The 8234-nt window shown below is 53.9% G+C and carries 9 protein-coding genes, 1 tRNA gene and 1 pseudogene; 7 read left to right on the plus strand and 4 right to left on the minus strand.

The window, feature by feature from the left end; all coding sequences use genetic code 11:
* The 5 genes and pseudogenes from ACP5J3_RS08835 to ACP5J3_RS08855 all read left to right on the plus strand — a co-directional run.
* Window positions 1-204 (plus strand): annotated as a pseudogene (locus ACP5J3_RS08835) (hypothetical protein); the annotation flags it as partial.
* Between the two features lie 211 nt (window positions 205-415).
* Window positions 416-511, plus strand: a tRNA-Glu gene (locus ACP5J3_RS08840).
* A gap of 547 nt (window positions 512-1058) precedes the next feature.
* On the plus strand, window positions 1059-1199 hold the full coding sequence (locus tag ACP5J3_RS08845) for a hypothetical protein (protein WP_428495353.1): 141 nt from the start codon (window positions 1059-1061) through the stop codon (window positions 1197-1199).
* A 98-nt stretch (window positions 1200-1297) separates the two neighbouring features.
* Window positions 1298-1699: a hypothetical protein gene (locus ACP5J3_RS08850; protein ID WP_428495354.1), complete on the plus strand. Its 402-nt coding sequence runs from the start codon at window positions 1298-1300 to the stop codon at window positions 1697-1699.
* A gap of 346 nt (window positions 1700-2045) precedes the next feature.
* Complete coding sequence (locus ACP5J3_RS08855; RefSeq protein WP_428495355.1) at window positions 2046-2243, plus strand: hypothetical protein; 198 nt, start codon at window positions 2046-2048, stop codon at window positions 2241-2243.
* Window positions 2244-2262: 19 nt separating this feature from the next.
* Here the strand turns inward: ACP5J3_RS08855 and ACP5J3_RS08860 are convergent, their stop codons facing one another.
* The 4 genes from ACP5J3_RS08860 to ACP5J3_RS08875 form a co-directional block, all read right to left on the minus strand.
* Window positions 2263-3192, minus strand: a complete 930-nt coding sequence (locus tag ACP5J3_RS08860) for a hypothetical protein (RefSeq protein WP_428495356.1) — start codon at window positions 3190-3192, stop codon at window positions 2263-2265.
* 180 nt (window positions 3193-3372) lie between these two features.
* Entirely contained in the window at window positions 3373-6789 is a 3417-nt protein-coding gene (locus tag ACP5J3_RS08865) for an HsdM family class I SAM-dependent methyltransferase (RefSeq protein WP_428495357.1), read from the minus strand.
* A gap of 110 nt (window positions 6790-6899) precedes the next feature.
* Window positions 6900-7079, minus strand: a complete 180-nt coding sequence (locus ACP5J3_RS08870) for a hypothetical protein (RefSeq protein ID WP_428495358.1) — start codon at window positions 7077-7079, stop codon at window positions 6900-6902.
* Between the two features lie 35 nt (window positions 7080-7114).
* Entirely contained in the window at window positions 7115-7342 is a 228-nt protein-coding gene (locus ACP5J3_RS08875; protein WP_428495359.1) for a hypothetical protein, read from the minus strand.
* 38 nt (window positions 7343-7380) lie between these two features.
* On the opposite strand from ACP5J3_RS08875, the gene ACP5J3_RS08880 reads away from it, so the two are divergent.
* Both ACP5J3_RS08880 and ACP5J3_RS08885 read left to right on the plus strand, forming a co-directional pair.
* Window positions 7381-7623, plus strand: a complete 243-nt coding sequence (locus ACP5J3_RS08880) for a hypothetical protein (RefSeq protein WP_428495360.1) — start codon at window positions 7381-7383, stop codon at window positions 7621-7623.
* A 410-nt stretch (window positions 7624-8033) separates the two neighbouring features.
* Window positions 8034-8234 (plus strand): hypothetical protein (locus ACP5J3_RS08885; RefSeq protein WP_428495361.1); only part of this gene is annotated, 201 nt, incomplete at its 3' end.

Genomic DNA, 8234 nt, shown 5'->3' on the forward strand with positions numbered 1-8234 from the left:
ACACCCATAAACCCAGAAGACTACGTAGACACAATCCCCACCAACACCAAAAACCCAGTGATACTGCTCACATACCCGCTTGACAAAATAACTGTAGTGAACTCATGGCTCCGGCAGATACAAAACAAATTCGGCCAGCTACAAAGCAACTACATCAGAATAGAACTAAGCGGAGGACAGCCAAAAAGCATCAGTTTCTTCTGATAGCGCCGTGTGCAGTCGCCCCCTTACTCGATCCGGTTGAAGAGGTGTCGACTATGTAAAAATTTCCGTATCGCTAGAGACGTCAGTATAGTGAGGCATAACGCATCTTTTGAACTGCGTCCCAGCCGAATTGCAAGTCATCAGATGAGCGCCAAGAAAAAGCTTATAAATAACCAAAATAGGCAACTCAGCCCCGGCGAAGAATCGGGGAGCCGCGGCTTGCCGGCCGCTCCAGCCGGTAGTCTAGCCCGGTCAAGGATGCGGGCCTCTCGAGCCCGTGACCCGGGTTCAAATCCCGGCCGGGGCACTTATTTTCGTCACTCTACTCTCCTCAATTCGCTTTCTCTCGGCGCCGCCTTTAAGAACTCGGCGCACTGTACTTAAACACATACCAAGCTTTCTTAAAATGGGCCATCAACAACTACCAATGTAAAGAAGCTTGGTTACACCCACCACGCGCCGCGCACCTGCCCTTTAGCCGAATGTTACAAATACGGCGCCGCTGGCCAAGCGCTGGCCGAGATGAGGTGTACGGACGCTGAAGTCGAGACATGTGAGAATAAAGTCGCTGAAGCAGACCGGAGCGAAGCACTCTCACATTTTTTCTCTGTCTGTTTTTTCTCTTCTCACCCCTCCCCCTCTGCTCCCCCTCCTTTAACTCTTAACAAAAAAGGTAATAAACTTGTGCACTCCTCTTTTTTCGGATGTCTCATTTCGAAAAGCTCTAGAGTAGGTGTTCCGTAAGAAAGAGGCACCTCGGAAGCTATACCCGCTCGCCTCAATCCTATCGCTGTCGTCCGAAAATTAGAAATATAAAAATCTTTTATCTACCACCTATCAGGAAGAAGCTGCAGGTGGTGGAGATCGGGAGGAGGATTTTCGTCGACGTGAGGACGCTGGTGAAGTTCCTACAGCGCGCGGATCTCAACCCAGCTCCTCCCAACGCGATGGGGGAGTTCCGCCTGGGCGGATGTCTACTAAAGGCTGGGCTTTAGATACTCCTCTGTGCCGAACCCCCCGCCCTTTTCCCCCTCGGCGTTGTACACACGCAACCATCGTGGTCCGTTTTTTAAAGCCGGCGTCATGGCAATCCATGGCAAGGAGCTCAGACAGCCCCCAACCTGGGACAACTCCAGTCACGAAGTCGCCGCCATCCGCAAATTCATCACAGCTTGATAAACCGGGGTATTTAAAGGGTTTCCTCACGGTTAAGGCAAAGGCGGCGGAGGTGCACAACTGGGGGCACCAGCTCCTCTACATCAAACTAGGCCACGGAGATATTGAGGGGGGCCCCGCCTCCAAGGGAGACTTGGTGGAGGTCGAGGTGTTGACGCCTGACGGCATAATCGTGCCGATTGTCGGTAGAGTCTACAGGGTTGTGAAAAGCGGAGTTCAGCTCTACGTCTACCACCGCCGCTATGGCCATTTGATGCGGCAACTGAGAGACCAGGGGTATATGCTGTTTGTACGTGCCAGAAAAATCGACATGACATAGGACGTATGGCGGCGGCGCCAGGCAAGGTAACCGATCCCCCTTAGCCAGCTACCACCTGCCCTCTTCTGTATATGTACCGCGCCCCACGAGCTTAAAGACTTAGGCACGTTGAAAGAATTAAGCGAGACGTCCCAAAACACAGCCAGCCTCTCCGCATTATCGCGAGGCAACAAGTAGCCCCGGGGGTTTGCCCCCTCTGGGGCGCTTATCGTCTCGTCGTCCTCCAGAATGGGGGCCGCCTTCTTGCCCACGCTACTGCACTACATATGTTGAAGAGTTTTGGAGACCTCCCTCCCCCGCCTAATTCTTCACCGATGGGCTTAAGACGCGGAGATGCCGCCCATGCGTGGACTTCGTAGAGCTGGGCAAGGTCTGGCGCGCGGTGAAAATCGCGGTTGGGCTTGGCGGCGAGGTGTCGTACTGGGATCTGCACAGGGCCTTCGGCGAGGAGGCCGTCTACGTGCTGGAGAAGGCCCAGGAGCTGCGCCTCCTCAAGTGGACGAGGACGGAGAGAGGCGGGAGGACGCGTGCCGTCAGCCGTTAAGATGATCGACACCGTCAGCTTACTTATATATCTCTTTATTTACTGATATTTCGGCGCTGTGAATTTGTGCCGCAGGTCGTAGTCTCTTTGCAGTGCCCCACCATAGCTCCCACCTATCTTTAAAAGCTAAGATCTCTCCACCCTCTTCTACCACCTGCAGTTTTTCAATTTTATCATTGGCGTAGCAGTAAGCCCACCCCACCTCAATCTGTACACAAATAACGCCACTGCCTAACAACACGCGCCACCATGCCGGGGGCTCTAACCACGACACCCAGCCTTTCACAAGCCAGATAGGTCCCGGGGGGAATACACGCCTTAAAACCTCCTCAAATTCACACCACTTGCTTAGCCTAGAGAGACCTGCCTCGTCCCTAATCAACTCCTCCAATTCCTTAATTCCACCAAGAGCCGAGATGTACGAGGGGCACTTGTTCCGCAACGCTTTATACAAAAACTCGTACACGGAGCGTTTCTCCTCCTCGCGGCGCCTCCGCCGAAGCTCAGCCTCAACATGACGCTGTATCCTTGCCACGCATCTACCAACGTCTTCAGCGCCGCCGCAGATAAAAGGATCCGTCCTCACGCCGTCGATCAGCGCATACTCACGGCACCTCCCCAGCTCCACGGCATACACCCCGACCCGTTGCGCTTGGACGCACTCTCTGACCAGCTCGACACTGTACCTCTCCGCCAGCTCTAGTAAACTATCTACAAAAAGCTGGGGAATCCCCCCACCCCTTTCAACCCTCCTCCTCGCTCTTCTCTCAATATCCTCTACAGAATCTAAGGAGATCTTGTAACGCCCCGCGACGCCTCTTTTAGAAAACCTCGCCACCACCCACCTCGACCCACCCACCTCTACAACACAGCCAAATCCCACACCAAAGCGGCGGGGTAGTTGAAAAAACCACGGCAACCCCCTCCTTATACACTCCTCCGACGACACCCCTCCGGTCACATAACTTCACACTAGCTAAAACCACCGATACGGAATTCAAACGATAAGAAAACTAACGCCGAAAGCGGGGCGCCGGGCAACGCATGACTGTTGTAATTGTAGAGGTCTCTTCAGCCACTACGCAGGTAGGGGGTGGGAATTTCTGCTGAGGGTATAACCGCGGGCGTGTTAGAAAAACATTGTAAGATCGACACCAGGTGGAGAGCCCCCGCCTCTCCTACGGCGTCTAGAAGACTCCTGCCGATTTTCAAGAGGCCTAGCTCCAGGTCTCGCGATTCTTTCAGCTCCCTTTACCCTCCTCTCCATCATCTCCCACGCGTACCTCCACAGCTCCTCCACATCTACGCCGAGGCCCAGCGCTTGAGCAATCTTTTTATCAATCTCCAGAAACTTGGGCTTAAGCCTCTTAAACATCTCAAGCTTGGCGCCGCCGACCTCCTCCTCTTCCTCCTCGCCGGGAGGATCGCCAGCGGGCTTAAGGCCCATCAGCCTCCTGGCCTCTGCCTCAAGCTCGTCAAAGAGCCTAGCCAGCTCGTTGACGTCGTCCCTATCCAAAGCCTTGACGTTAAGGATGGGCATCATCTCGGCGGTGTTGACCTCAAGGGCTAGAATGCCGCCGCCAGTCCTCCTGCCATTCCGCTCAAGCCAGAGCCAGTTAAGTGTCGAGTTCAGGTAGGCCAGCAGAGCCTTGACCTCGGCCTCGTCGAGCTCGACGTCGCTCTTAACGCCGTCGATAATATTGCCATATTTCTTATTCCACTTAACCGGATCGAAGACCCAGTTGCCGACCTTAACCCTGACCCTGGGTATGAACGTGATGATGGCGTGATATGTAGCTAGGGGCACTTTCACCAAGAAGAACTGCGGGTGGTATCCAGCTTGGTATATAGCCATTATTGGCGTGGGTATGTAGCCGCTTAGGTCGTACCAGCCGTAGAAAAGCGGTGGCCCCACCTCCTGCCTTATCTTACACGTCATTGCCTCGCTACACCTTCTGCCACCGCCCCTGGCTCTGATGATCTTGGTTTTGCACTCGTCGCTTTCGCCCCACTCCACGTACTTCATCACGCTTTGCTCTAGTTGATTCCGTGGCTTGTGACACGTGAATAGGTATACGTTCTTACCCCCGCCCCTAAGCCCCTCCCAATCATCCTTAGTGAATATGAAGGTCTTAACCCACTGAGACCTAGTTATTGCAGGCGCCAAGCAACAGTGGAGGCCCTTCACGTCTTCCTCATGGCAGATATGGGTGAACCCCCACTTCTTGGCCTTATCCTCATTGAAGTAGAAGAACTCCTTGGCGCCCAGGTCGGGCCTTCGCCCATTATCTAAAGCCCATATTGACCATATACTATTTCCTCTACTGGGCTTAAACCACTCGCCAGCCCTGATCATCAGCTTACCCTTGCTGGCCAGCTCCTCCAGCTTGTTGACTACATCCTCAACACCGCCGAAGAAGAGGCTTATCCACTTTCTGTCTCTTGGGATTTCTGACTGCTTTATGAAGTGGTACCGCACGCCCAGCTTCTGACACTCCCTGAGCTTCTCCTTGTTGAATTCGTAGCTGTCTTCGTCCACGGCGCTACCTATGCAGTCAAGGATTTCTGAGAGCTTGTTCTCCACGTCTCTATCGCTGAGCTTGCTGTCTATCGGCGGCACCCTCGCCAGCAACACCTCGTTGTCCTTGTTTCTGCTCGTGTCTTTTTCGGCCAGAACTATCACCGTGGATATCAGCGCGGTGAACAGCCTGTAGGAGACGTCGATCAGAGCCCTTATCCTGTAGTTGTCGAGTAGGAATTTGCCGAACTCGACGCCGTAGTCCGTCTGGAGCCACATATTGCTGATTATCATCCCCAGTCTGCCGCCTTCCTTAAGGAACCTCGTGGCGTGCATAATCCAGTAGACATAGATGCCGGGCTCCCTTCCCCTGCGCGGATCCGGCCTTAAATCATACCTCTGAAGCTCGTTACTGAGGGTATTGAGTATTAGGTTTTGAGTGCTATCGGGTATCTCAACCCACCTCGTGTAGGGCGGATTGCCTACAACTGCGTCGAAGTCTCCGGGCACCACCTCGCTTTTGTCAACAACTTTGTTAGCTGTGACAAGCCTGTAGGGTAACAAAACCTGTTGATTCGGCATGATGGCGAAAAAATCCTGGTGGATAAGTTTCAACTGAGTGCTAGGCGCCCTGACGTTTCTCATGGAGAGATTTACTGCGGTGAGCTGTAGCGGAAATGCGTTGATGTCTATTCCATAAAGCTGGCTAAGTATTGCCTCGTGCACCTCCTTCGAGGGCCTCGACGTCTGCAGATCCCTCCCCGTCTTGAGGAGGTAAAGCCTCGCGTATGCCTCTGTGAGGAAGGTGCCAGACCCGGTCCCCGGGTCGAGCACCTTGTCGCTGGATTTCCTGATTGTCCACCTCGCTATCAGCCTGGCCACGGCGGGGGGCGTGTAGAACTGGCCGAGTCTGTGCCTCTCCTCGGCCGGTATCAGCCTCTCGTATATGTAGCCGATTACGTCGCCGATCTGCAGTATGTCCACCTCATCGAGGAGCTTGTTAAAGTCGTTGAACACGTCGCAGATGGCTGGATCGTCGGGTAGCCTAATCTCGTCGTAGAGGCCTGTTATGAACACCGCCTCGAAGTCCTCGGTCTTGGCGATTGCGTCCTCGAACCGCTCTCTCAAATCCTTCAGGTACTTGGCTGGCGACTTGCACTCGGGTAGTTTCGGCAGTTGATAATTTTTCTCAAGTACTTTGTAGAATATTATCTTGTTCATGAGCACGTAAAGCATCATCCTAGCCAAGTCCTCAACCCTCTCCAAATTACTGCCCACAATGTCCGCCAACCCGTTCTTGTAGCCGTTGTCCCTGGCTAGCCTGTCCAGTAGGGCGTAATATTTGTTCTGCCTGTTGTTCTTCTCCAGCTCAGCCCTCATGTACTCTGCGGCTCCGTAGTTCATCAACGCGTCTATGAAGTTGATTCTGAGGTACTCGATGAACCAATTGTCTAAGCCTATTTGGACCTGTTGCAAATTGACAGTCATTTTCCATACCTTGACGCTTGTCTCAAGCATCTTCTGCACTTCATCCTCCCTAACCTTGAGTATGTCGAGCCTGTAGCTGTCTACCAGGGCGTTTAACGCGCCTGGCTTGAGGACGTCCGCATAGCGGGACTCCTCGCAAGCCTCTACGTCGATGTACTCCTCGGGCTTCTCAACTGGCCGGAATAGGAATATGCCATCTGGATTTGCTGTTGCGAATAGCGGCGTCGTCGGCAGTTTCTGGTCCCTCTTTATTAAATAGGCGTAGCAGAGGGCTTGGCCGAGCACAGAGCTACTCACCGGGTGTATCCTAGGGTTCGTCTTGAATGTGCCAGCCTCTACATACTTCCTCTTTGTCTCAATAATGAGTATTGGCATTTTGGTCTCTTTATCAATGATCGCCAGATCAGCCCTCTTGTTATCGCCAACTGGGTACTCTCTCTCTATAGTCAGCTCTACCCCGTCGAACCTAGCGTTTCGGATAGACTCATAGATCAGCTTGTAGAGTTTGTCTTGAACAGCAACCTCACGCGTGGAGGACATCAACGACCTAAGTACTTTATAATATAACTTACATCACACGTTAACGGTATTAGGACACGCTCTGGACGTAATAGTATAATGATACTGATCGAGGCTGGTGGTGAACACGCTTACCTCCTCACCCCCCGAGGCCCTACTCTTAGGACGAACTCCCTTCCCCTGCCTGTGTAGTGGTTGAAGAGGCCGCCGCATGTTTTGCACCGGTAGTGGGTAACGCGGTAGCCCATCTTCGGCATATCCCAGCTCTTGACCGCCTCCACGCTTTCAGAACCGCAGTAGGGGCACTTCACATACTTCACTCCGCCTGCTTATTTAACTTCATCAGCTAGTTTCCGTGCGGATACGCCCTCACAGCCCCCAGCACCGCCTCCACCAGGGCTTTTATCTGCTGGTCCTCTGTCGGCTTCCCGTCGACGTATATCCTCTCCCCGTCGTACTCTATCACCGTCTTGTCTTCTAGCACTATGAAGGCGCCTATCTCGAAGAGGTGTACCTCCGCGGTCTTGTCGCCTATTTTGACGCGGTAGGCGGATGGGCCTATTCTCTCCACCACACCCCCTCAATATTTAATACTTAAAGATGTTTGGTGGTGTGTGGCTCTACTACATGGATGTGTTTGTGGAGGTGGACTGCGGCGGCCTTTCTCTGCTGGAGTGCGCCTTGGCTAAGGCCGGGGAGGCCGGGTGCCGCGCCTCAAGGGCATGTCTCTGGGACGGCGTAGTTGAGATCTTCTGCGCCGGGGGAGGCGCAGCCAAGCTGTTGCCAACCCCCCAGGCGCTTTACCAATACTACCAACACCAAGACGAGGCGCGCTGTCTAGAAGGACTGAACTGACGGCCGATCCCAGCCGAGAGCTGAAGAGACAAACACGTAAAGCCGCCCCGGCGCCGAGAGGAGGATCCGTAGCTAGAAGACTGAGAGGCGGGGCCAGGACTCCACCGCATACCCTAACATACTCAGTCAACTCCAATTCTTCAGCCGGTGAAGGAGGTGTTTGACATGCGCACGGCGACTTGCGTTCTGTTGGGATTTCCCGAGCTGTTTTAGCAGTCGGCGTGGTGCTGGAATAACCAAGCCGCCGCTGTGCCGGAGGGTTAGTTGAGGGGGCGGGGGGCCTTTGCCGACTCTCCCGCGCCTTCTTGTTTTTCAATAAATCACGGTTGTCTATAGAATTTGTACATATGTACGCCGTATATATTTGTAGGTTTTGCAACAGGTTTTTAAAGCCCCCTGCATGGGTGGGCATGAGCTGGGCAAAAAACAGGGGGGTGGGTAAAACCAATGTTTTTTCCAAGGCGGGTGCCCCGCAAGGCGGGGCCGGCCGCAGAGGCCGCGAGGACGCTGGGAGCCCCATGCCGACATTGAAGCTGGTGCTGGGCCGCGCCAGGGTGTGGATGTTCAACAACTCAGACAGGACAATTACACTAGAGCCGGGCCAGGGGCTG

Origin of the sequence: Pyrobaculum sp., from assembly GCF_049971835.1 — an archaeon.
Lineage (GTDB): Archaea > Thermoproteota > Thermoprotei > Thermoproteales > Thermoproteaceae > Pyrobaculum.